This is a genomic window from Streptomyces sp. RLB3-17, from assembly GCF_007113425.2.
Lineage (GTDB): Bacteria > Actinomycetota > Actinomycetes > Streptomycetales > Streptomycetaceae > Streptomyces > Streptomyces mirabilis_D.
On the sequence record NZ_CP041610.2, the window covers coordinates 1498565 to 1521879 of the forward strand.

Annotated in this window: 20 protein-coding genes and 4 pseudogenes; 13 read left to right on the forward strand and 11 right to left on the reverse strand. The window is 67.5% G+C overall.

The window, feature by feature from the left end; translation table 11 throughout:
• Positions 1-39: 39 nt before the first annotated feature.
• From FNV62_RS07195 to FNV62_RS07210, 4 genes are all read right to left on the reverse strand, one after another.
• Positions 40-1665, reverse strand: a complete 1626-nt coding sequence (locus FNV62_RS07195) for a wax ester/triacylglycerol synthase domain-containing protein (RefSeq protein ID WP_144314863.1) — start codon at positions 1663-1665, stop codon at positions 40-42.
• 316 nt (positions 1666-1981) lie between these two features.
• Positions 1982-3499, reverse strand: a complete 1518-nt coding sequence (locus FNV62_RS07200; protein WP_164657620.1) for a prenyltransferase/squalene oxidase repeat-containing protein — start codon at positions 3497-3499, stop codon at positions 1982-1984.
• A 154-nt stretch (positions 3500-3653) separates the two neighbouring features.
• Positions 3654-4508, reverse strand: a complete 855-nt coding sequence (locus FNV62_RS07205) for a terpene synthase family protein (RefSeq protein ID WP_144314867.1) — start codon at positions 4506-4508, stop codon at positions 3654-3656.
• Positions 4509-4618: 110 nt separating this feature from the next.
• Positions 4619-5011, reverse strand: a complete 393-nt coding sequence (locus tag FNV62_RS07210) for a hypothetical protein (protein WP_144314869.1) — start codon at positions 5009-5011, stop codon at positions 4619-4621.
• A gap of 338 nt (positions 5012-5349) precedes the next feature.
• Between FNV62_RS07210 and FNV62_RS07215 the strand changes: the two genes are divergently transcribed.
• The 3 genes and pseudogenes from FNV62_RS07215 to FNV62_RS07225 all read left to right on the forward strand — a co-directional run.
• A complete protein-coding gene (locus FNV62_RS07215) occupies positions 5350-5565 on the forward strand; it encodes a hypothetical protein (RefSeq protein WP_144314871.1) in 216 nt (71 codons plus the stop codon).
• A 483-nt stretch (positions 5566-6048) separates the two neighbouring features.
• Positions 6049-6681, forward strand: coding sequence for a DUF6302 family protein (locus FNV62_RS07220; RefSeq protein WP_143600363.1), 633 nt, complete (start codon positions 6049-6051; stop codon positions 6679-6681).
• Between the two features lie 581 nt (positions 6682-7262).
• Positions 7263-7769: pseudogene (locus tag FNV62_RS07225) on the forward strand (TauD/TfdA family dioxygenase); the annotation flags it as partial.
• 320 nt (positions 7770-8089) lie between these two features.
• On the opposite strand, the pseudogene FNV62_RS07230 reads toward FNV62_RS07225, so the two are convergent.
• Positions 8090-9115, reverse strand: a pseudogene (locus tag FNV62_RS07230) (ISAs1 family transposase); the annotation flags it as partial.
• 156 nt (positions 9116-9271) lie between these two features.
• Between FNV62_RS07230 and FNV62_RS07235 the strand changes: the two are divergent.
• A complete protein-coding gene (locus FNV62_RS07235) occupies positions 9272-9430 on the forward strand; it encodes a hypothetical protein (protein WP_143600365.1) in 159 nt (52 codons plus the stop codon).
• Between the two features lie 130 nt (positions 9431-9560).
• Here FNV62_RS07235 and FNV62_RS07240 read toward each other — a convergent pair whose 3' ends face one another.
• On the reverse strand, positions 9561-10334 hold the full coding sequence (locus tag FNV62_RS07240; RefSeq protein ID WP_143600366.1) for a glycosyltransferase family 2 protein: 774 nt from the start codon (positions 10332-10334) through the stop codon (positions 9561-9563).
• Positions 10335-10416: 82 nt separating this feature from the next.
• On the opposite strand from FNV62_RS07240, the gene FNV62_RS07245 reads away from it, so the two are divergent.
• Positions 10417-11673, forward strand: coding sequence for a nucleotide sugar dehydrogenase (locus FNV62_RS07245; protein WP_143605229.1), 1257 nt, complete (start codon positions 10417-10419; stop codon positions 11671-11673).
• 326 nt (positions 11674-11999) lie between these two features.
• On the opposite strand, the gene FNV62_RS07250 is transcribed toward FNV62_RS07245, so the two are convergent.
• Complete coding sequence (locus tag FNV62_RS07250) at positions 12000-13388, reverse strand: IS1380 family transposase (RefSeq protein WP_144314448.1); 1389 nt, start codon at positions 13386-13388, stop codon at positions 12000-12002.
• A 159-nt stretch (positions 13389-13547) separates the two neighbouring features.
• Here FNV62_RS07250 and FNV62_RS07255 point away from each other — a divergent pair, with 159 nt between their 5' ends.
• Together FNV62_RS07255 and FNV62_RS07260 are read left to right on the forward strand one after the other, a co-directional pair.
• Positions 13548-14711, forward strand: a complete 1164-nt coding sequence (locus FNV62_RS07255) for a hypothetical protein (protein WP_144314872.1) — start codon at positions 13548-13550, stop codon at positions 14709-14711.
• Positions 14712-14785: 74 nt separating this feature from the next.
• The gene (locus FNV62_RS07260; protein WP_143600368.1) at positions 14786-15895 is read left to right on the forward strand and encodes a glycosyltransferase family 4 protein; all 1110 of its coding nucleotides are present in this window, start codon (positions 14786-14788) and stop codon (positions 15893-15895) included.
• Between the two features lie 44 nt (positions 15896-15939).
• Here the strand turns inward: FNV62_RS07260 and FNV62_RS07265 are convergent, their stop codons facing one another.
• A complete protein-coding gene (locus FNV62_RS07265; RefSeq protein WP_143600369.1) occupies positions 15940-16317 on the reverse strand; it encodes a MerR family transcriptional regulator in 378 nt (125 codons plus the stop codon).
• Positions 16318-16392: 75 nt separating this feature from the next.
• Here FNV62_RS07265 and FNV62_RS07270 point away from each other — a divergent pair, with 75 nt between their 5' ends.
• On the forward strand, positions 16393-17115 hold the full coding sequence (locus FNV62_RS07270; RefSeq protein ID WP_143600370.1) for an SDR family oxidoreductase: 723 nt from the start codon (positions 16393-16395) through the stop codon (positions 17113-17115).
• A 46-nt stretch (positions 17116-17161) separates the two neighbouring features.
• Here the strand turns inward: FNV62_RS07270 and FNV62_RS07275 are convergent, their stop codons facing one another.
• The 3 genes from FNV62_RS07275 to murI form a co-directional block, all read right to left on the reverse strand.
• The gene (locus FNV62_RS07275; protein WP_143600371.1) at positions 17162-17728 is read right to left on the reverse strand and encodes a hypothetical protein; all 567 of its coding nucleotides are present in this window, start codon (positions 17726-17728) and stop codon (positions 17162-17164) included.
• Positions 17729-18280: 552 nt separating this feature from the next.
• Complete coding sequence (locus FNV62_RS07280) at positions 18281-18961, reverse strand: M15 family metallopeptidase (protein WP_143600373.1); 681 nt, start codon at positions 18959-18961, stop codon at positions 18281-18283.
• Between the two features lie 44 nt (positions 18962-19005).
• Positions 19006-19791, reverse strand: a complete 786-nt coding sequence (gene murI / locus FNV62_RS07285) for a glutamate racemase (protein ID WP_143600374.1) — start codon at positions 19789-19791, stop codon at positions 19006-19008.
• Here murI and FNV62_RS57940 point away from each other — a divergent pair.
• The 5 genes and pseudogenes from FNV62_RS57940 to FNV62_RS07310 all read left to right on the forward strand — a co-directional run.
• Complete coding sequence (locus FNV62_RS57940) at positions 19790-20071, forward strand: hypothetical protein (RefSeq protein WP_143600375.1); 282 nt, start codon at positions 19790-19792, stop codon at positions 20069-20071. The genes murI and FNV62_RS57940 overlap by 2 nt on opposite strands.
• Positions 20068-20781 (forward strand): annotated as a pseudogene (locus FNV62_RS07295) (amino acid permease); the annotation flags it as partial. The gene FNV62_RS57940 and the pseudogene FNV62_RS07295, both read left to right, overlap by 4 nt.
• Before the next feature lie 334 nt (positions 20782-21115).
• On the forward strand, positions 21116-21361 hold the full coding sequence (locus FNV62_RS07300) for a hypothetical protein (RefSeq protein ID WP_143600376.1): 246 nt from the start codon (positions 21116-21118) through the stop codon (positions 21359-21361).
• 97 nt (positions 21362-21458) lie between these two features.
• Positions 21459-22556, forward strand: a complete 1098-nt coding sequence (locus FNV62_RS07305) for a hypothetical protein (RefSeq protein ID WP_143600377.1) — start codon at positions 21459-21461, stop codon at positions 22554-22556.
• A gap of 130 nt (positions 22557-22686) precedes the next feature.
• A pseudogene (locus tag FNV62_RS07310) lies at positions 22687-23211 on the forward strand (hypothetical protein); the annotation flags it as partial.
• Positions 23212-23315 lie beyond the last annotated feature (104 nt).

The window sequence follows — 23315 nt, forward strand, 5'->3', positions numbered from 1 at the left end:
GTGATGACCGGCGCTGTTGACTGGGGAGCCGGGGCGCGCCTACGCCTCGGGCACTGCGTGTGGTCGTTCTGTCTGGGGGTGGAGACCCTGCTCTTGCGGACTCTCGCGGTCGGGGGATGATGCTGTCCGTTGAGCTACGAGGCTGACCAGGTCGTCCATGGTGGTCGGCTTCGCCAGCTCGTTTTCGGTGATCACGACGCCTAGGCGCTCTTCGAGAATCATGGACAGCTCGGTCACCGCCAGGGAGTCGATGCCGGCTTCCTCCTGCGTCGCCTGGCGCGTGATTGATTCGGCCGGCAGGTTCCCCTGGTGGACCAGGATGCCTTTGATGAAGTCAAAATCGATGACGACTGCGGTATCACAGGCAGCGGCAGGTACGGGGAGCGTTACGCCGGCGTGGGGAAGTTGCTCCGCTCGGCTGCCCGCCTGCGGGTCGTCGTCAGAGCGCGGGAGGTCGCCCACGGCGTCGTGGAACAGACGGGGCAGCTGGTTCAGGCCGGGGAGGGCGGCGTCGGTGACGAAGCAGATGCTGGTGGTTCCGTTGTAGCTGCAGGCCACGATCGATGCCGGCTGGTGCCGGGGGAGCCAGGTGAAGGGCTGGAGGCGGGTGACGGGGTCCTGTTTGTAGTGCAACGGCCGGTGGACGGCGAGGTAGGACGTGCTGATGGTGGCCCGGTCGGGTGTGGTCAGCCGGGTTGCCAGAGCATGGAAGGCGCGTGCGGGGACGAGGTCCATCACGGAGCGCATGGCCTTGTGGCGGGCCGGGTCTTTCGTGGTGCGGGTGGCGGCGATGACGTGGTCGAGGCGGCCTTCGGCTGTCGGCTCGTGGCAGGGCAGGGGCGCGGGTGCGAAGGTGAAGTAGTTTCCCGGCCGGTCGTGGTCCTCGGTCCGGCGCAGGTTGACCATCGTGATCGCTGGGAGCGGCCTGTCGGCGCCGCGGGGCCAGGATTGTGCTGCCCATGTGCGCAGGGCTCCGCTGAGGGCGGCCAGGAAGCCGTCGTTCGTGTCGCCGCCGCGGGCGGTGGCGGCTTGCCGCAGCCGCTGGGTGGGGACATCCGCCCAGTTGATATCGCGGTGGCCGGTCAGGGACAGTTCGGTGTCGTTCCAGGCGTTGTTGATGGCGCTTGCGGTGAGCATGCCGCGCACGGTGCTCAGGTAGGCCGCGGCGCCTGCCCGGAGCGCTGGGTGCGTGGTGGGCGCGGGTGCGGTGCCGAACAGAGCGGTCAGGGTACTGATCAGGCCCATACCGTCCTGGGTGCTGTGGTGCGCTCGCAGGCAGATGGCATAACGCCCCGGGGCGTACCCGGCCAGCAGCCAGATGTCCCACAGCGGGCCCTCGGCGGGCAAGGGGTGCGCGACGAGACCGGTCAGGGCTGTATCGAGGTGCTGGTCGCCTGATGGGAGGTGCTGTTCGCGGACGCGGTGGTTAAGGTCGGGGGCTGGGTCGTGGTGCCAGCGGGCTTTGAGTCCGGGGCCGTGGAGGTAGTGGGTCAGGCGCGGTTGGTCTTTCAGGTGGGAGCCGCCATAGGCGCGGAGTTCGCTGAGGGTTGGAGTGGTTCCTTCCAGGTGGAGGATCACTCCGATGGTCTGGGAGATCGTGGGATAGACCTGGGCCATGTCGTGCATGGTCAGGTCCATGGGCGTGGGACGCAGGGGCACGGTCACGGGGTTCTCCGCGGTGGTGGTTCGGTGGGGGGACAGAGGTCAGGTCAGGCCGGTGTGAGCCGGAGAATCGGCTGGAAGTGTCCCGAGCGTTGGGCGAAGGAGACGTAGGTTGGCCCGGCTTGGATGAGGTGGTCCCGGGCGGCGGTCCGCTCGGTCCCTTCCAGACGGTCGGCAGCGGCTCGGTCGAGATTGGTCGGGGACTTGTCGCATCCGTGCACGTGGCTCCCGGCTACGGGCAGGGGCCAGTCGATGCCCGCTGCACATCCCGTGGCCAGGCATACGTGCCCGGGCGGGGAAGCCGGTTTGGAGCGCGGACTCATGGGGCTGTCCTCTGGGCGAGTTGCGCATTGCTGTCCTGGCGGCCCGGCACGGCAATGCGTGATGGCCGGATACGAGGGGTGAGGTGGCCCAGGGCGAGAAGAGTGAACGCGTCGGTCAATACGGGGACGTGATACGGGAAAGGACGCGGGCCGAGCATGTCGGGAACGGAGATGATGCTGCCGTCGGGACGCTGCTGCGTGAGCAGGTAGCCAGTGGCGTGCGCAGCGGGAGCAGGGTCGCGCTGTCCGGCCAGGATGATCAGGGCGTAGGCGGTGCTGATGGCATCGCTTGAGGCGCCGTCCCTCTGTCCGAAGCCGCCGTCCGCGTTCTGTGTGCTCTGCACCAGACCGGCGATCCGACCGCTCATGTCCTGGACAGTCAGAGAGGCCTGCCAGTGGTGGGTGGCGAGGTAGGCCCTGAAGAGGGTGTGCAGGCGACTGCTGCTCCAGCCGGGGGGAAAGGAGCCGTCAGGCACCTGACGGTCGGCGAGAAAGCGCAGAGCAGGCTGGATGAGGTGACGGTGGCGGTCTTGGGTGCTGAGCGCGTTGATCGCGGCGGCGGTCATGCACGCCTCGGAGGGAGTGCCCGCTCCGTAGGTGGGGAATCCGCCGTCGGCGCCGCGGACCGCGACCAGTGCGTCCAGGGCACGCTCAATCGGGTCGCGGTAGGCGACCGGGTCCAGCTGATGCAAGAACTCGACTGCGACCGTGGTGCAGTCCGTGTCGGAGAGCTCAGCGTGGTCGGTGTACGACCAGCCGCCGTTCGCGTGCTGAACACGCACAAGGTGCCGGGCGATGCGGTGCATCACCTCACGCGGTGCGCCGGCACTGCCCAGAGCCAGACCCACGACGACGGTGCTCCACGTGTCGGTGTCCGTGACGAAGGGCAGGCCGCCGTCCTCCCGCTGATGCCTGAGGGCAGTACTCAGGCCGGCATCGACGACGCTCTCCATACCGGGGACGTCCACCAGGGCATGCAGGACTGACAGGTGAATGAAGAGGTTTCCCTCCCACACCCTTCCCGGACGTTGGGTGGATGCCAGCCGAGTGACATCCTCCCCGCCAGCGCGATTTCCACCTACCGCCCGGCCCAGGATCGCGTTCACCGCAACGGTCTGCACCGCAGCCCAGGGATGCAGCGCGCTCACATCGACAGCATGGGGAGCGACGTCGGCATGGTCGGTAGCCACGCCCAGCATGGTGAAGATGGCCTGCACCAGGGCTCGTTTGCGTGATCCGGTGAAGTCCGGTACCCGGCTGACAATGTCCTCGAGGGCCTGGCGACGCGCCGGCTGCCTGGTGCCCCGGCCCAGGGCAGCGGCGGCTACGGTCGTATCAATAAGGTCTTCGCTGTTCTGATGGCGCTCCAGGTAGCTCACGATGCGAGTACCCGCGTCGTGGTGGCCAGATCCACACCGCTCCACCAGCGCCAGGGCGAGCGCGGATTCGAGGACCCGACTGCGGCAGGCGTCGCGCACGGCACCGTCCGCTCCCACCCGGTTCAGCACGTGCACCAAAAGACGTCTGCGTCCGGCAGGCAGCGCTGCTGGGAAGTACGACGACAGCCAGGCCGGGGGGAGCTGCTTGGCGGCAGGGGGTCTCACCGGTAGGACAGTCCTTGGATGGCACGAGAAACACGGTCGAGCGTGAAGGGGCGAACGAGGTCGGTCACACGGGCCGGGGCGCCCAACGGGCATCGAAGCGATGGGTGACGCCAAGCCAGTGCAGCGTCGCGGCCACAAAGGACCCGAGTGCCGCCACGTAACGCCGTACTTCCTCCCGCTCAGTTCCGGGAAGGGTCATCGCCGCCAGCGAAGCGGCCAGGGCATGGAAATCCCTGACACGGCCATCGCGCATTGCCGTGGCCTGCTCGCGTGCCGAGGACAGGGAGCAGCCGCGCTCACGGCTCAGCACCGTCACCAGGTTGTCGCGGTCCTCCCGCAGGTCATCCTCCTCCGAGACCAGGTCATTGCTCCAGCCGGCCACATCAGCCACGGCCCGCCGCAGGGCCCTCATGAGGTCCTCCCCCATGGGCAGGCCGGGCCAGGGCGCGCCAGCGGTGCACTCCAGGATGTCTGCCAGAGGCAGGGCGGTGATGGTCCTGCGACGCCGCAGCACGTAGTCGCTGAGCCCCATCGGGACCCGGTCGGTGCGGCCGGCGGCCTCTTCCTGCATGGCCAGGGCGAAGTCGCGGTAGTCGGCAACGAACCGCTCCCGCCACTGAGTGGACATCCGCGGAGCCGTACGCCGCCACAAATCATCCAGGGCCTGCTCAATCCCGCTGACGGATCCGGCAGGGCCGCCAGTGATCACGTTCAGCAGCCGGGTGAACAGCGACGCGACCTCTTCCGGCCGGATATCGACCCGGCTGCGGTCGAACCGGTCGTCGACCAGGCAGATGAATGCCGCCCACTGCGCCGTCAGTTCCAGATCGGCGTCGCTCGCCTCCGGCACCGCCAGCTCAGCGAGTTTCCCCAGCCGCATAGCAAGCAGACGCCCTTCTTCAAAAGCGTCAACCACCACGCTCAAGTCCCGCGCCCATGCCAGCACCGCAGCGCCGGTCTTCTCAGCCCGGACCTCACCCAGCAGACCAGCACTGACAAGGCCGGCACCAGTCTCCCCCCACATCCGATTCAGCCCAGCGCCGGTACCACATCGACACGGCCCGCCAGCGTGGCCAGGCCGCTCCCAGTGGGAACCAGCGACGCGCCGAACGCTCGAGAGAACACCGCCGCACCGTCCGGCTTGAGCGTCGTATTGAACGGCCTGCCCTCAACCGAGCCCGGCGAGTTCACGGAGGGCATAGTGACCGTGATCTTCGTCATGTCGAGCTCGTACGTGGAGAGATCAACCGGCAGCGCCGCTTCATCTCCGACCGTCGCATCCACCAGCATCGACCGCCGCGCCAAGTCACCGTGCGCCCCGGTGAAGCGCAGACTGCGCCCGTCCGAGGCCCTGGTGAAGGTCAGGCCACCACCCGCCGTCCAAGACCCCTCGGTCAGGTCGAGACTGATCTTGCCCTTCATCGGCCACTGCACGCACGGGGTCGGTCCTGAAGAGTCCAGCACAGCCGGAGCACCAGCCGCCATCACAACTCCGTCAGCCGCCAGATGCTCAGCCGCCGTTGAAGACAAGCACCACGTGACCGTCCCCGCGACAGGCATCACGGGTCCCGCAGCCACTGCCGCAGACACGCCAACGGCCGACAGGGAAACAAGAGCAGTGGCGATCACCGTGCGACGTCGCATGAGCAAGCCTTCCGTTGGACGGCTGCCAGAATTGCCCATAACACCCCCAACATCGGGTGAATGAACGTTTTCGCACCCGAAGTTCACCTGAAGGCGTGAGGCCCCGCTCCAGCTGCGTGGCGACGAGAACGCCCACGTCAGTCCACCACATCGGCCACCTCGCGTGCGGGTTCCGTCTCAACTACATTCAGGAACCGGCGAACCCGCCCGGTTCCGAGCGGACGGCGCAGAAGATCCGCCGCCAGGAGCAGGGCCACCAGTACGCCCAGGAGCAGGTGATCGCGCTCAGAGCTCCGCGGCCGCGGCGCGGCTGCGACAGACCGTCCGGCTGACGGTCGACGACGGCTCGCGAGAGAGTCCCCGGCTGGCAGCGCCGGAGCTGGATGCCGAGAGCGGTCGGGGGCTGTGGATCGTTGCGGCCATCGCTTCCGAGTACAGCGGCTCCTGGGGTGTCAGCTCCGACTGCAGGAAGACCTGGTGCTCTCTCACCGTGCCCGCAGTGATGGAACCTGCCGTCTGATGGCCGCCTTGGAGTTCACGCCGGCGCAGCAGACGTCAGCGGCCGCACCGGCCATGGACATGGGTGACCTCGCGGAGCTGGCCCGCTCGCCCAGACATTCCCAAAGCTCCGTCCCCAGCGGCATCGAACGGGCCGCCGCTCTTCTTCCTCCTTCAGTAATTCGAAGCCCCTGCATGCCCCCGGCGCGGGCCCGGTCTGTCGGGTGTCCACCGCGGTACGCACCCGACAGACCTCATTCCCCGCCCCCATTCCCGCAGCCGTCAGGTCTCTTCGAGGCCGCCCGGGAGACAGACTGATGACAAATCACCGCACCAAGCGCGAGGTCTCAGAGAATCGCGCAGCAGTTATCGCCCAGAAGGCGACCGTGGTCCGCCGATACACCTACGAGGGCGCGTCTATGGCGGCGCTCTGCCGTGACTACGGCGTGGGAATCGGATGGCTGCGGCGGCAGTTCGACTCCTGGGACGTACCCCGGCGCCCGCGCGGACGGACTGCCTACGCAGCAGTGCAGGAGACATCCGCCGATGACAGGGAGCGGGCGGCGCTTGCGCAGCGTCTGGCGGAGCCCGGTCTGCTCGAGCAGAGCCTCGTCCTCGATCTCAGCTCAGCCCCGGTCTCCGGCGCAGGCGTGAGCCCGCTGGCGGTGCCCGTGGGCGGGGTTCGCGTAGCGGGGGAAGTGACCGTCGGGAACTGGGGCGAGGCACTGATCGTCATTCTGCAGCTGGAAGCACATCCGGAGCGGTATCCCAAGGTCCGCCAGCGTAAGCCGCTCGGCTCGCCGTGGGAGCCGAGAACTATCTGCTGGGGTACCTCTACACCCGTCGATGACTGGCCCACGCGAGGCCGCATGTTCGGCTACCACGAAGCCGGGATCAACGAATACACCGCCGCTCACGCCCAGTCGTCTGCACCCCTCGGCCAGCGCTGACCGCAAGTTGCGCTCTCCGCCCGGAGCAGGGCAAGTCTGCGGGAAACGGCAGGTAGGAGCTGTGAATCCGTTCCGTCCAGTAGGCGCAGTCGGGGCAGGAGGCGCCGGTGGGCGTGCACCGGACCTCGACACGTATCGCCTCGCCGTCCGTGTGGACGGCCACGACCGCGACGCCGGGAACCGATGGAAACAACAGTTCGTGCAGCCGGGACAATACCTCGTTCACGGCCACCGAATGTCAGCCATACGACCCGTGCGAGGAGCGATTTCGAGGCGACTTCCGCATGCCCCGTAGCTAGATCAACAACTACAACGCGTGACCGGCTCACGGAACTTGTGCCAGACCCGACCCTGGCGACAGGCACGACCCCGAGGCCCCACGGCCCGACGAGACCCACCCGCCGTCGGACCGCCTTCGGCGCCCGGACGACAGCAGCAGCGCCCGAACGACACCCCGAGAACCCCAAGAGAGAAGGAGGCTCCGCGTGTTCATCGACATCCCGAGCGAACTCGAAGCCGCTCTGATCGACCGTTCTCTCCCGACGTGGAAGCTGGACGGTTCGTTCCTGGCGCAGTCCACCATGGAGGAGTACCGGACCGAGCTGACGGCCACCCCGCGGTTCGAGGAAACCGCCGCGACGCTGCGCCACGCGCTGACCGGAGAGGGCGGCGGATACGCCGTGCTGTGCCTCGGGAACCTCGCCAAGGCGCTGGGGACCGACGCCGACCGGTTCCTGCGGCTGGTGACGGGCTTCGCGGCGGAGGTGGCCGTCCCCTTCTCGCCCTTCCCGCGGTGGCCCCTGTGGAAGGACATCGGGGTCAAGGTCGACAAGGACCCCGGCAAGTCCAGCGGCATCGGGTACAACGCGTTCCACATGGACCTGGTGAACGGGACCCTGCCCCCGGACTACACCACGCTCCTGTGCGTCCGCCCCGACCCGCTCGGCGGCGGCCCCAGCATCCTCTCCGACGCCCACGCGGCGGTGGCGCGGCTGTCGGAGAACAGCCGCGCCCTCCTGGCCGAGACGGCCTACCACTACGGGACCTTCTTCGACCTGCACGGCGTCGGCGAGGAGTACAAGCCGTTCCCGATCCTGAACGGCTCCGACCCGGGCGGGTTCGTCCGGTTCACCGCCAAGATGCTGAAGAGGTCCGAGCTCGGCGAAACGCACGCCGACGCCGCCAGGGAGCTCGCCGAGGAGCTCGTCCGGCAGGGCTTCGGCGTAGTTGGCGGGCGTCCGTTTCGTGATCACTTGAGCCCGAGCAGGGCGAGCGGGCGGTCCGCGTTGCGGGCGTTGTGTCGCAGCGCCGCGGCGATGCTGGTCGCGCCGGCCAGCCGTAGGGCGCCGATGGCGAGGTTGCGCCAGGTGGCCATCGCCCGGGGCGCGTTGCCGGTTCGCAGCTGTGAGGCGTCTTCGGCGAACGTGGTGTCTCTGACGTGGTGCAGGGCTTCGATCTGCCAGTGATCACGGATCAGGGTCGCCAGCTGGGCGGGGATGGCTTGCTCAGCGGTGAGGCTGGTGACGGCGTAGACGGTCTTGATGGTGGTCTTGCCGGTCTTGCGGTCGGTGCGGCGGCGTTTGATCTGGACGGCCTGCCGGGCTCCGGGGAAGAGCAGGCTGTTGACCGTGACCGCCTTGATCCGTCGGATCTCCGAGCGTCCGTGGCCGGTGCCCTTCACGCGGCCCTGCAGCGGGATCTCTGTCCACGGAAGGGATCTGAGCTGCTTGCGGAGCTTCTTCTGGTTGCCCTTGACGATCACGATGTAGTGGGCTTCGCGGCCCAGGAGATAGTCGGCGTGCTCGCATTGGGTGTGCATGGCGTCGCTGGTGACGACCACCCCGGCCAGGTCGGCCATGGCCTCCAGCAACGGCTGGAAGCAGGTGATTTCGTTCGTCTTTTCCTGCACGTCCAGCTGGGCCAGGACCAGGCCGGTGGTGTGGTCCAGGGCTGCGAGCAGGTGGATCCTGCGGCCGTTGGCCCTGGCCGCGCCGCGAAGGCTCTTGCCGTCGACCGCCAGGCCGCGCAGCCGGCCCCGGGTTCGGTGGCGGCGGTCGGCGAGCCAGCGGCCGACCGCCAGGTCCAATGCGTCGCCGTCGATCCGGGCCAGTAGTCGTCGGACCGTCGTTTCCGCAGGCAGGCACCGTTTGGGGAACAGGGGGTCGAATCGCACGCCGACGTGTTCCAGCACGTGGGGCGGAGCGTCGGTGATCCATTCGCCGACCGCCAGCAGCGACGTCGCCCCCGCCAGCACCGCGCAGGCGACCAGGGCAAGGACGCCGACCAGAGCGTGGCGCACTCCACGGGGATCACGCGGATCGGGCACCTGGGCGAGGCGGCCCAGCAGTCCGGGCACTTCTTCCGGCGCGGCCTCTGGATGCTCGCGGAGTTGGTCAAGGGCAGGCGGGATCAGCGATGATGCTTCGGCAGGCACGGTCTTCCAGGCAGGTCACGGGGCGTCGAGAACTCCATGATCTTGGAAGCCGTGCCTGTTCCGCTCTCCCTGACCGACCAACCTGGCGGACCGTCATGAACCGGACGCCCGGCGACTACGCCGAAGCCCTGGCTCGTCCGGGGGCAGATCTCCTTCATGCTCCAGCCCGGGGACTACCTCATCGTGAACCAGCGTCGCTTCCTGCACGGTCGGGAGGCGCTCCACAGCGGTCAGGAGACCGTCCCGGTCACCGACACGCGGCTGCTCCTCCAGTTGTTCCTGCGCGCGAGAGCCGGCGCTGGCTCGGCCGCGTAGCCGGCAGACGGTACCGGTGACACGCCGAGTCCCCCCTGCGGGTCCAGCCGCCGAGCACGCGGCACGGCCACGGGGCGGGCGCCACCCGGAAACGGTCAGGCACCGGGCTCCCCGGGCTCGCGAACGGGTGCTAGATGTGCGACTTCCGCACCGAGTGCCATGTCGCCCCGGCCAGAGCCCGCGTCGACCGGAACACCGACAGGTGCTCGTGCTCCCGGTACAGCCGCCAGTTGTGCTCCACCAGCGCCAGCTTGTTCGAGGACAGCGACCCCGCCCGGCCGGCCCTGTAGACCGCCAGCGGTTCCTGCAGACCCCGGGCGGGGTGCCCATCTCTCATGATCGACAGCCACAGCGCGTAGTCCTGACGCTTCGGCATGTCCGGCATCAGTCGCGTGCCCAGCACCGTCCGGTCGTACATAGCAGTCAGGGCCCCGATGTGGTCCTGCACCAGCATGTCGCGGTACGTCACGCGCTCCCGTGCCGCGACCACCCGCCCGTTCGGCGTGAAGTCGCAAGCCTCACCGGTGTAGTCGCCAGCGACCTTGTAGTAGGAGGTGAACGTCAGTGGAGCATCGCCGTCGGCGGCGAACGCGAGCTGCCGCTCCACCTTGCCGGGTAGCCACATGTCGTCGCTGTCCAGGAACGCCACGTACTCCCCCCGCGCTCGCGCCAGGGCGAGGTTGCGGGCCCTGGCCGCGCCGCCCTGCTCGGGCGCCGCCTGCGGGCGCACACGCTCGTCCCGGCGGGCCAGGTCCTGCAGCAGGTCCATGGAGCCGTCGGTGGACGCGTCGTCGGTGACCAGCAGCTCCACGTCGGGGTGGGTCTGTGCGAGCACGGAGCGCACCGACGCGCCGAGCGTCGCCGCCGAGTTGTGCACAGGCATCACGACAGACACGAGCGGCACGGCTCTCCTCCCAGCACGACCAGCAATGACGGTATCCAGCACGGATTGTATTCGAGCGCCCTCGCAGCCGAAGGAGCAGTTCATGAAGGTCATCATCGCCGGGCAGGGCTATGTCGGGCTGCCGCTCGCCGTGCGCGCCGCCGAGGTGGGTCATCGCGTCGTCGGCTACGACGTGGACCTGCACCGTATCGAGCAGCTCACGGCCGGTGAGTCGTACGTGGAGGACGTGGCCTCCTCCCGGCTCCGCGCGGTCCTGGACACCGGGGCATACTCCGCGACCGCCGACGCCGCTGCGCTGGCCGGCTTCGACATCGCGGTGATCACCGTGCCGACCCCGCTGCGGGACGGCGTGCCCGACCTGACCTACGTCGAGTCCTGCGCCCGGACCCTGGGCGAGCACCTTCGCCCCGGCGCGACGGTGGTCCTGGAGTCCACGACCTATCCCGGCACCACCGAGGAACTGCTGCTGCCGATCCTGGAGAAGACCTCGGGCCTCAAAGGCGGGGTGGACTTCCTGGCCGGATTCAGTCCCGAACGCATCGCTCCGGGAAACAAGAGGTGGTCGTTCGACGGGACGCCGAAATTGGTGTCCGGAATCGACGCCAGATCACTCGATGCGATCAAGGGTTTCTACGACGCCATCTTTCAGACCACGGTTCCGGTGTCCGGGACCAGGGTCGCCGAGCTGGCCAAGCTGATCGAGAACATCTTCCGGTTCGTCAACATCTCCATGGCCAACGAGATGGCGATGCTGGCCGCTTCCCTCGGCGTGAACATCTGGGAGGCGATCGACGCCGCCGCGACCAAGCCCTTCGGATTCACGCGGTTCACCCCGGGGCCGGGAGTCGGCGGGCACTGCCTGCCCGTCGACCCGTTGTTCCTCTCCTGGAAGGTCCAGCAGGAGCTCGGCGCCCCTTTCCGATTCGTGGAACTCGCCGACGACGTGAACCGCCACATGCCCGACTACGTCGTCCGGCGTCTTACGGAAGCACTCGACAAGCGCCGCATGACCATCAGCGAATCCCGGATCCTGCTGCTCGGCCTGACCTACAAATACAACGCCACCGACCTTCGCAATTCACCTTCGGCACGGGTCGCCGAACTTCTCATCAACCTCGGCGCCGAGGTCCGCGGGGCCGACCCCAACATCCCGGACGGCGACGACACCAAGCTGAACGTGCCCTGGGTGGATGCAAGCCCGGAGGAGGTCGCGGCCGCTGATGCCGTGGTGCTCCTCATGGACCACACCCGATTCGACCTCGCGATGATCGAGAAGAACGCGCCCTACGTTCTCGACTGCCGAAACCGCCTTTCCGGACCGAACGTAGAAACTCTTTAGCTTCTCGAAATCCCCCGCCCCGCTGCCGATCTTCCATCCCCAGGAGTTCTCTTGCGCGACGAATGGGAACACGCCCACACGGACTACACCATGCCCGCGCAGCGTCAAATTCCTGCCTCGCTGGCCGAAAGCGAGAGCGACTGGCGCCACCACCTGGAACGCTCAACCCGGATCCACCGGCTTGATTGTGGTGTGATCGGTTCGGGGTCGTGCAGGGCGTGTCGGGGCTGAGTTGCGGATTCGGGCGTGGGGCGGCCGCTGGTCTGCCCAGCCTTTCCACTTTTCCGCAGTTCTCGGGCCCTTTCGGGCAGGTCGGTCGGGGAGTGTCAGGGGGCTGGTGGCGCGTGCACGATGCTGAAGAGCTGGGTGAAGTCCGTGCTCCAGGGCCAGCGTTCGGGCAGGTGCAGGGTGAGGCGGCGGGCGGAGCGGGCCAGGCGGGCGGGCACGTTGATCAGGTGGTCACGGATGGTGGCGGTGGTCGCTCTGGCATGGAACGTGCCGGCCAGTGCGCCAGCGGCGCGGGTCAGGTTGTGCGCCAGGGCGGCCAGGGCGAGCCACGCGGCATTGGCCTGGAAATGCCCGGAGGGTGCGTGGGCGAAGGCGCTGTTCTTGACATCCGCGATCACCTGCTCGACGACAGCGTGCCGTCGGTGATCACGCTCGGCATCGTTCAAGGAGAGCGGGGAGTCGGTGAACGCGGCGTGGTAGCGCCAGGTGTCAAACAGCGTGCCCTGTCCGGCGGGGACGGTGCCAGTGCTCAGGCGTTTGACGCGGCGCACGATCAGACGGGCGGTGACCTGCTGCTTCTTCGGCTTGGAAGTGAAGGCGGTGTAGCCGGTCTCGGCTATCTCGGCGTCGGAGATCCAGCACTGGCCCTCCTCGTCCCAGACCGCCTTGGGGTACTTGATCGGCATCCAGGCGTCCTCATCGATGCGGGCGATGGCGGCCTTGACGGAAGCGTTCATCCGCACGGTGATGGAGAACCGCGCGCCCAGCGCCCGGCAGGAGTTGACGACATCGGCGCCGTAGAACGCCGAGTCCGCGCGCATCACCAGCAGGCCATTCGCGCCGCAGGCGCGGGCGGTGCGGATGGTCTCGGCGACGAACGCTGCCGCCCCGCGCGCGGAGTTCGATGGTCCCTTGCGCAGCCTCGTGGCGGCGATCACCGGGGCGGCCAGGGGTGTGGAGACGATGCCGAGCAGCGCGTTCAGGCCCTTGACCTTGCTGTATCCGTAACCGGTGCCCTGCTTGGCGTAGCCGTAGGTGCGGCGGATGGTGTCATCGATGTCCACGTAGGCGACCTGGTCCGCGCCGGGCAGCAGCGGGGCGTGACGGGCCAGTTCGGGAAGGAACCGGCGGGCCACGGCGTGCAATTGCTTCACATGCCCGTGCGTGAAGGAACGCAGAAACGACCCCAGCGTGGACGGGGCCCGCACACCGGAGAACAGGCGGCCCATCGCGCCGTGCCGTAGCCGGTGCATGTCATCGATGCTGTCGGCGCCCGCGACCATGCCGCCCACCAGCGACATCACTTTCGCCGCGGGGAAGGCACCGGTGCCGTCCTTCGAGGCCGGCAGACGGATGTACTCCCCGACCAGTGCGGGCAGACCGCACCGCTCGGCCAACCGCACCACCGGCTCCAGGCCGCCGTACGCGATTAGGTTCGGGTCGTCGAACGCGGATGAGACCGCCGCTGCGGCATGGGAAGATTGCATCTCGGAAGTGCCTTGCTGATCGCGCCTGATGTGGTCCTAGAGAAACCCCATCATCGCAGGTCACAAGGCACTTCTTCGTTCCCCGAGAAACTGTCCACAGACATCAAGCCGGTGGATCCAGGCTCAACCCCCAACGGCTGGCTGATACGACACAACGCCATGACCGAAGCGCTCGTCAGCGGAAAGCCGATGTACCTGCTGCACACCACCAAGGACATCAACGCCATCCGCACCAGCCGGCAGTTGCACGTCTCCACCGGATGCCTGGTCGGGGCCCTGTACTGCTCGCCTCTCGCCAGTCAGCGCGAGGGACTGCGCCCACACAACCTCGGCGCCTACCTGATGCGGACGAAACCCTCCATCACACCCATGATCTTCGAGGTCACCCCGGATGCCCCGATCCGGCCCAAAGGCGTCGACTACCTGCATCTCGGTACCATCCACCTGCGTACCTACCTGCGCTACCAGAGCTTCCTCACCCCGGCCGAGAACGACCAGCTCGACCGCGCCGTGCTGGCCGGGCTGCGCGCTGCGGCCGTGTTCCTCGACGTCGCCCTGCGCAACGCCGCCGGCCATGCCACTCCGGCACCCGAGTTCATCGACCAGTTGTCCGACGCCGTGGCCCACGTGCCGTTCCTCGGCTACCTGTACTTCGAGGTTCTGTCCGAATACCTGATGCTCCACTCCGTTACTCCGGAGACCAAGACCCATGCCCAGGCGGGAGAGCTGAACAACAGGCTCTACAAACGACTCGCCTTCGCCGCCGTGGACGGCATGGACCAGTTGTTCGACCTGACCCGTTTCAATCCGCGCCATCACCGGCTCGTCCAGCTCATCGAAGGCATAGAACCGGATCTCGGCCCGGGAGTCGCCGAGTACGTCCGGCGACGACTGTCCCACCTGTTCACCCGGACCGCGCTGCACCCATCCCAGGACGCGGCATCGGTCACCTTCCAGGGCGCTGATCTCAGTACGATCCAGAAAGCCGCGCCTGGACTGATCGGCCAGATGATCTTCCGCGAGATCCGATACATGCCCCGCTATCGGCAGTTGTACCACTGCTTCGAGAAAGCCAAGGCTTTTGAGGCGTGGGACTACTGGAACAGTGAGGGAATACCCACCCCCTTCAATGGAATCCTCCCCAAGGGAGAGAATTGGAATAAATCCCGTCTACCCCCGATCGTCAGTCAGGGTGTGGACAGCAGAAAAGGACAGCAAAGGCTATTTACATCCGGCCGAGGAGGTCACGGTCGTCTTCACGCCGCACCTGGCGTCGTGGTGGGCGCCACCCCGTCAGCGCGAGATGCAGAACGCCACCGCTGATTCACGAGTCGAGTTGGCCCTGGAAGCCCGATCTCTGATTCCCCCCAACGGTTATCGATGAATGGAGTTTCCGCATGACCACCAAATTCCTGAACATATTGACCGGCATCAACCGCACTGCCGTGCCTTCGTCCGGGAGTATGATCCTCGTCAACGATCTCTACGGCGCGATGACTGATTTCCACACGACCTTCCTGGGCAGGGCACCGGTCGATCAGGATTGGAAGGCTGCGTTTGATCAGCTGATCACCCTCTCCACGACGAAACGCCCTCACGGCCCGGACTTCGACCCCTACGTTGACGAGTTGACGCGTGAGGTCGGTGCGCTCATCAAGAAGATCCAGCCGAATGCCATTCACGCCCAGTACCTCGGGTTCGCTCTCAGCCTGGCCTTCACCCGAACTGCCGGCAACATCCCGATCATCGCCATCGCCCACGGCCCCGACGTGATGGTGGCCGAGCGCAGCGCATCGGAACGCGAGGTCATGAATGAAGTTGCTGTCGCAAGCGCCGCAATCGTCGCCCCGACCTCCGCCCTCGCCGACCGCATCGACCGCCTCACCCGACGCCGATTCACCGATCGACTCACCGTCATCCCGTGGGGCATCCCTTTGAGCGATGCCCGGGTACGCGATCAACCACCTACTGGAACCGGACCGCTATCGTTGGTGCACGCCGGTCGTCTGGACGACAACAAATCCACGATCACCGCAGTCGAAGCCCTCGCTTTAACCGATCAGCCTCACCACTTGACCGTGATCGGCGAAGGAATCCTACGGGAGCATCTGGAACAGCGAGCCATCGAACTCGGGCTCCGGGACCGGGTTCATTTTGATCCGTTCCTGCCCCGCACCGAACTGTGGCGCCGCCTGCCGAACTTCGACGCCTTCGTCTTCACAACCAGAGGTCTGGAGGCTTTCGGACTCGTCCTCATTGAGGCCCAAGCCCACGGACTTCCGGTTATCTACTCCGATCTTCCCGGTGTAAGGGAAATCCTCGGGAGCGCCGGCGTCCCCTACACTCCTGGCGACCCGCGCTCGCTGGCCGTGGCCCTAGACGAGATAGGCCGGGACTTCCACCAGCGCAAGGCCCTGAACAAGGCGGCTCTCAATAACGCGCGCCGATACGACATCACTACCACCGGCCGCCAGCTTCGCGACCTGACGCTCCGCGTTACCTCCTAATACTCCAGCCGTAGATCGCTGGTGCGCCGTCCGACCGACCGCGCCTACGGGTGCGTGTCCGTGATCGCGATGACCTCGTCGAGGCGGTCCAGGGCGGCCTGCAGGTCGTCAACCTTGGCCTGGATGCGGTCGCGCTCGGCGCGCAGGATGGCTCGTTGCTCGGCGTCGGTGTGCCCGGAGTCCCAGCACGGAAGGAGTTCCGCGATCGTTCGGCTGGTCAGGCCGGCGGTGAACATCTGCTGGAAGAAGCGCACCAGGGTGACGGCGTCCTGCCGGTAGAGGCGCTGGCCGGATGGGCTGCGCTCCGCGATGAGCAGTCCCTGCTGCTCGTAGTAGCGCACGGCGCGTACCGAGACGCCGGCGCCCCGCGCCACCTCGCCGATGCGGATGAGCCGCTCGGCCGCGGCCTGCGTGACGGTCATGGTGATTCCTCTTACCCCGGTCCTGACGACCAGCACTTGCCCCTGACGTCAACGTCAGGTTTTAGCGTACCGGACATGGATATCAACAACTCAGTTGCCCTTGTCACCGGAGCCAACCGCGGCCTAGGCCGCGCCTTCGCCCAGCGCCTGCTCGAACGGGGCGCCCGCAAGGTCTACGCGACGGCCCGCCGACCGGAGACCGTGGACCTGCCCGGGGTCGAGGTGCTGCCCCTCGACATCGCCGATCCTGCATCTGTGAGGGCCGCCGCCGAGGCCGCCCCGGACGCCTCGCTACTCATCAACAACGCGGGAATCAGTACGGGGACCGACCTGGTGACCGGTTCGCTGGACGCGGTGCGGCACGAGCTGGAGACCAACATGTTCGGCCACCTGGGAATGATTCGGGAGTTCGCGCCGGCGCTCGCCAGGAACGGCGGGGGCGCGATCGTCAACGTCCTCTCCGCCATGTCGTGGTTCGGGGGCAAGGGCGCCAATGCCTACCACCTGACCAAGGCCGCCGCCTGGGCCATGACCAACGGCGTCCGCCTGGAGCTCGCCGAGCAGGGCACGCTTGTGACGGCGGTGCACCTCGGTCTGGCCGACACCGACATGTCCGCGGACTGGCCCGTGGACAAGATCGCGCCGTCGGACCTGGCCGACGCGGCGCTCGACGGTGTCGAGGCGGGCTCCGCCGAGGTCCTCGCCGACCAGTGGAGTCGGGACGTCAAGTCCCGGCTGCCGCTGACGCCGGAAGAGTTCAACGCCGCGATGGACCGCGCCCTGGCGGCGCTACTGTAGCCGCTGGCAGGCCCCGGCGCTCCTTCTTTCAGGGACGGTCAGCAATTCACTTCTGCTTGACCGGCGGGCACGTGCCAGTGTCCTCGCCGATGGAGTTGATCTCGGCGTTGGAGCGCAGGTCACCGGCGTAGTTGAGCTGGTCGGTGCACTTCGTGTCGGGATCCTTCGGCGTACCCGACGCCCCGTCGGACTTCTGGGGCGCGGGGCACGTGCCCGTGCGCGCACCGATGGAGTTGATCTCGGCGTTGGAGCGGGAGTCGCCGGCGTAGTTGAGCTGGTCGGTGCACTTCGTGTCGGACGGCGACTTCTGGACGGGCGGGCACGTGCCCGTGTCCTCGCCGATGGAGTTGATCTCGGCGTTGGAGCGCGGGTCGCCGGCGTAGTTGAGCTGGTCCGTGCACTTCGTGTCGGACTTGGCGGGCGTGCCCGACGACTTGCCCTTCGCAGTGTCGGACTGCGGGGTGCTCGTGGCCGAGGCCGAGCTCGTGGCCGATGCCGATGAGCTGCTTGCGGAAGGGGACGCGTTGCCGGCGCCGTCGTTGTTGCATGCCGTCAGTGCCAGGCCGAGGGCCACTGCGGTCATGGTCAGTACCGAGATCTTCCGAGTACGCATGCTGGTATCTGTCCTCTGCGTGAGGCTCTCGCTCCTGGGGAGCGGGCGGGCGAGTGAACTGGGCGACTGTTCGTCCGTGTGGCTCTCTGTCCTCTCAGAGAGTCGGTGTGGTTGTCCCCGTTGCCTCTTGATCGTGCTCAGGACACGTTCGTGACATGACAGTGGTCGCATCGTGAAGTCCGCATCGGGCGCGACCTCTGAACTGGCGAGATTCAACGACCGGATGCGACCCGGCTCAGCCCCTTCAGTTGTAGTTCAGGGCGAGTTCGCGAGTCCGGCGTCTGCGATGATGCCCGTTGGCGTCGGCCTGGTGATGTCGTCGCCAGCGTGACCACCACAGTCCGTGGGCGGCCCGACCGTGCTCGGGTGGGGGCGGCGGGTGGATGAGCGTAAGGAGCTTGCGGATCTCGGCCGCGGTGTAGGGGATGAGCTGTTCGGGGCTGATGATGTCCTCGTGCTCCCCCCTTTTGCACGGAGCTTCAGAACGCCCCGAGAATGCCCGCCGATCATGCTGCCGCACCGGGAAACTACAAGATCCCCGGCAGAGTCAAGCTAAGCGAGGTCTTGCGGGTTGTGGTCCGGAGCGCATTCCTGCGGACCATAGAGTGCCGCGTCGGATTCCGTGACCAGGGCCCAATACCGGTCTCCGAACGACCAGTGCCACCACTCTGTCGGGTAGTTCACCAGGCCAGCAGCAGTCAGGGCAGTTCCCAGAGTCCGTCGGTGAGCGCGAGCCTCGTCGCTGATGTTGTCGGCGTCGGTGTAGCAGGCGCCCGCGCTCTCCTCCGGATTCGCGTTAAGCCGCGTGCCTAGATCGAGCTCACGGCCTTCAGAGTCCGTGAGGGTCAGGTCAACGGCTGCCCCGGCGCTGTGCGGCGCGATCTCGGGGGGCGACACGTAACGGCTTGCTGCCGAACGCACCTGTTGCGCGGACCAGTGAGGATGAGCAGCGCACAGGCTGGCTGCGTACTGGTCGAAGTAGTGCCGTTGGAGAGCCGGCGGGCGGAATCCCTCGACGAAGAGCAGTCGTAGGCCGTCAGGCAGACGCTGCTGGGCTTCAAGGAGCCGCTCCGAGACCCGCTCGCGCAGATAGGCGAACGCCCCGGTCCTGTCCCGCCTCCGTCCGGCGATCAGTAGCTGACCGCTGCAGCGCACATCCACGAGTCTCTCGCCGCACTCCCGCAGCGGCACGGCAGCGACTTTAGGATCGGACATCAAGATGATCTCACCCATGAGGCGATCCTCTCAAACACTCAACGCCGCTGCCGCCCGCAAGTTCAGGGGGTGGCTGCTGCGAAGACGGCTTCGCTGGCCTCACCGGTACCGTCGCCAGGGAAAGGCAATCCCAGGAAGCGGCTGCCGATGTCCTCGAAGTACTCGACGTCGCCGGTCGTCAGGAAAAGATGAGATGGCCGTCCTGCGGAGATGGGACGGCAGAGGTCCAAGCGGTTCAGGCACGCCGCAAGGTCGTGTGCAGCGGCCTCGGCACTCGAGACCAGGCCGACGCGCTCACCCATCACTCCCGCGATCGCCTCGCTGATCAGCGGATAGTGAGTGCATCCGAGGATTAACGTGTCGATGTCCGCTTCGACGAGCGGGGTCAGATACTGCTGCGTGACAGAAGCCAGTTCCGGGCCAGTTGTCACTCCCGCTTCGACGAAGTCCACGAACGGTGGACACGCCTTGGTGATGAGATTGATGTGCGGAGCCGCAGCGAAGGAATCTTCGTAGGCCCGGGAAACACGTGTGGCCTCGGTGCACACCACCCCGATGCGGAAGTTCTTCGTGGCGGAGGCCGCCATGCGACTCGCCGATCCGACCACTTCGATCACCGGGACTTGGTAGCGTTCACGGGCATCTCGTACCACTGCGGCGCTGGCGGTGTTGCATGCGATGACAACTGCCTTCACCCCGAACCCGACGAGTTGATCCAGGCACTCGAGAGACATCCGTCGGACGTCGGCGAGTTGGCGGGGGCCGTACGGCTGTCGCGCACTGTCACCTAGATAGATGCCGCCGATCGACATCGTTGTCAAGCCCCGCCGTTCAGACCGTTGGGCCATGGCCTCCTCCTCTCCCCTTGCCCGCTCCGGCGCCTCCACCTGGACACCCAAGGAGCGCGAGGCCTACGCCAACGACCTGGACGACCCGCGCGCGCTCATCACGGTCTCCGCCACCTCCAACCGGTCCAAGGCCGACAAGGACCCGACCCAGCTTCACCGCGATCGGCCCTTACGCCACCCCGCACCGTGGGCCCACGTCGGCACGAACCCCGCGTGGTGGATGGACGACTTCCGCTCCGCACGCAAGAGAGCCCTCAGAGACCGCAACGGTCGCCGATGAGCAGTCGAGCACCTCCGCCCTCATGCGGGCCATACCTGGCACACCACTCCGCCCCCTACAACCAGAGGATTTCTCCGTTGTCTCCGAGTAGAGCCCATGCACGCCTTGACGATGATGCCGCACTGCGCGCACATGGCTACCAGCCCGAACTGTCCCGCCGGATGGGAGGATTCGGCAATTTCGCGATCAGCTTCAGCGTGATCTGCATCCTGGCCGGCGGCATGACGCTGTTCGGCTACGGCATGAATACCGGCGGCCCGGCCGTGATGATCTGGGGCTGGGTCGGCATCGGCGCCATGACCTTAATTCTGGGGATGTGCCTGGCCGAGGTGACGTCCGCCTACCCCACCTCCGGCGGCCTCTACTACATGGCCCACCGGCTCGGCGGGCCCCGTTGGGCGTGGGTGACCGGCTGGCTCAACTTGCTGGGTCTGCTCGGCGCCATCGCCGGCATCGACTACGGCTGTGCCCTGTTCGTCGGCGCGTTCGCCAGTCTCCAGTGGGGGCTGACGCCCACGCCGGAGACGACGATCCTGATCTTCGCGGGCATCCTGGTCCTGCACGGCGCGCTGAACGCCGCCGGGGTCCGGCTGGTCAACGTCCTCAACAGCATCTCCGTGTGGTGGCAGCTCTTCGGCGTCGCTCTGATCGTCGGGGCGCTCACTCTGGCGCTGGCCCAGCACCAGTCGGTGTCCTTCGTGTTCACCAAACTCCGCTAAGACAACCCCGACCCTACCGATAGGCCCGCCGCAGCTCCAATGGGTGATCCATGACAACGATGGGAGACTGCGGTCCCGGGGCTGTCTCAACTGATGTCTTGCAGGAGCCGACGGCTGCGGCGACACCCCGCTGTACTCTCGATCCAGCGCGCGATGCCCTCAAAGGCGTCGAGTATCTTCCGGTCATGTGGACCGAACCAACTGCAGCAGTCCTGACGGAGTCCGTCGTAAAGGTGCACCACCGCACCACGCGCATCGCCTGAGCGACCCGTCAGCTCATCCAACTCCATGCGTGCCGCGATGGCCTCCGGAAGTGGGTGGGCCGGTGCTGGATCCGCAGCTCACGAACGCGTCGCTCGGTCTGTCGAATACGGCCCAGAAACCGGTATTCACGTGGGGCAAGGCGGCCCCCGCCACAATCTGGTGCTCGCGCACAGACTGCTCCTTCATCCGGCTACGGAGCCCGGCTGCTCAGCGGCCTGCTGTCCCGGCCCGCGGCTTGGCGGTGCTGGACGGCCTGGTCGCCGCCACCGTGCTCACGATGGGCCGGCTGCTGCCGGCTGGCGCCTGACCGCCCCGCGTTCCGCACCGCTTTGCGCTCGTCGAGCTCCATCGCCCCCCGGGGCGCGCATCATCAAAGGAGGGGAGACCATCGACGAGGAGTGGCGATGAGGTTGTCGTTCCTTGAACCCCTCTACGCGGAGCCGGGCCCCTTCGCCTCCGTGTACCTGGACACCTCCCGAAACGTCGAGCATCCCGAGCGGGCGATCGCGCTGCGCTGGCGGCGGCTGCGCGAGAGTCTGTCCCGTCAGGGCTCGGACCGGGCGCTGCTGAACGTACTGGAGGAGGTGGTCGGAGCCGACACAGAGGTGCCGGGGGTGCACGGTCAGGCCATCTTCGCCGCCCACGGCACGCTCGTCCTGGACGGGGAGCTGCCCAGGCCGCCCGAGCACGACTCCGCGCGCTACAGCACCCTGCCGGACGCGATGCCCCTGGTCACCCAGCACGTTCCGGAGATCCCCTACATGGCCGTAGTCGTCCACTACGGCGGCCTTCCGACCGCCGAGACCCACGGCTGGGTAACTCTGGAGGCGGAGACCGGCACCTGGCCCGCGTCCACCGTCACCCCGGGTGAGCGGCTGCACCGCAGGGTCGCGGTGGCGACCTGGCACCGCACCTCCCTCCGGCTCGGCCACCGGCTGGACGAACGGGCGCGGCGCGCCCATGCCGATGCCGTCGTCGTGGGCGGGGACGAGTGGGCGTGCAACGTACTGATCCGCCGCCTGCCGCACACCCTGCGGGACAAGGTCGTTCGCGTGGGCGGCCGGACCCCCACCGACACCGGACGCGCCCTGTTGGAGCCACAGCTCGACAGCGTCTTCCGCGGCCGCATGGCCGCGCACGACCGGGACCTCGTGGACATCTTCATCGGCCGGCGTGCCCTGCACGGACCCATGACGGAGGGGCTGGCCGCCACCGTCGCCGCCCTCCAGCGCGGCCAGGTCGCGGCACTGCTGCTGAACCGGCCGCCAGAGTCTTCGCTGCAGCTCTGGGCGGGCTCCCAGCCCACTCAGCTCGCCCTGACCGAGGCGGAGCTGATGTCCTTCGGCGTGCGGGCCCCGCGCGAGGAACGCGCCGACGAGGCCCTCGTCCGGGCCCTCGTCGGCACCGGTGCCGAGCTGGTCGTCGTACCGGAGAGCGAGCTGAGGCTGCACGAGGGCGTGGGCGCCCTGCTGCGGTACACCGACCCAGGGACTCCGTCCTGACGCCAACGCGCTGCGCCTCCCGGATCACGGGTCGCCCCTTGCGCCCGACCGCCCCGGATCGCGCCGCGCGCGGAACGTGCCGACACTGGGCTGGAGCGGCAGCGCGGCGGATGAGCGGCGGATGGGGCACATGGACAGGAGCAGGAGCGGCGCGGAGGAGACGGACATCTCGATCACCCCGCCCAAGTCCTGGGCGGTAGGCGTGCCGGCGATGGCCAAGGCGCTGCGGTACTCCCTGGAGCAGAGGACGGTCCGCCGTACGGGGCTGACGCTGCTCAACCTCAACCAGACCAAGGGCTTCGTCTGCCCGGGCTGCGCCTGGCCGGAACCGTACCCCGCTCACCGGCACCGCAACGAGTATTGCGAGAACGGCGCCAAGCACGTGAGCGACGAGGCGACGTCACGACGGATCACGGCCGGGTTCTTCCGGGAGCACCCGGTCCCCGAGCCGGCCGAACGATCCGCCCAGCGGCTCAACCAGCAGGGCCGGCTCACCGAGCCGATGGTCAAGCGGCCCGGCTCGGACCACTACGAACCCATCAGCTGGGACGCGGCCTTCGCACTCCTGGCCGGGGAACTGGCTCAGCTGGACTCCCCCGACGAGGCCGCCTTCTACACATCGGGCCGCGTCAGCAACGAGGCCGCCATCCTCCTCCCCGGCGCCACCGCCACGGCCCCGCGGTCCGATGGCCCATGAAGGGACCCCCGAGGACCTGGTCCGCGCGGCCCACGCCGGGGGCGTGACCGACGACCGTCTCC